Genomic DNA, 521 nt, shown 5'->3' with positions numbered 1-521 from the left:
ATTTTTCTGTTGTTTATGATCATGCTTCTCCTCTCGTCTCTTGTTGGGTTGGGAAGGAAGGCAAAGAGCGCAGCATTTTTCCGTACAGTGCAAACACCATTTTTGCAGAGTCGATGATGACTTGTTGATCTTCCATTTTGGTGATTTTGTTCATCAGTGATTCAAAAAATTGCAGATGATCTTGGTCTAACACGCTGTGTGAAACTAGGTAAGTCATTGCTGAAGGCGGTAGGCTTAGCGTTGACTGGATTTTTTCTGCCATTTGGCCACCAATACCGACGCTGGTGCCTTCTAATACCCACACCATGCCAAACAGCGCGAGTGGGTTGTGGCGGTCAATGTTGTGGTAAAGATAGGAAACCATCAATTCAATCGGCGCACCGACTTGACCTACATCTTTGTTGTTGCGCACTGCTTCGGCATCGCCGCCGCACGCTTTGATGTCATTTAAAATCCATTCTTGATGGCCTTTCTCTTCCTCAATGTATTCGGCAATGGCTTCTCGTACCCATTCGTATTCG

The 521-nt window shown here is 45.7% G+C and carries 1 protein-coding gene; it reads right to left on the bottom strand.

Annotated features, from left to right (window positions below; all coding sequences use genetic code 11):
- Positions 1–19: 19 nt before the first annotated feature.
- Positions 20–521 (bottom strand): iron-containing redox enzyme family protein (locus R7093_RS28010; RefSeq protein ID WP_318147382.1); only part of this gene is annotated, 502 nt, incomplete at its 5' end.

Source organism: Vibrio sp. 1580 (assembly GCF_033340055.1).
This window is presented reverse-complemented; position numbering and strand designations above follow the sequence as displayed.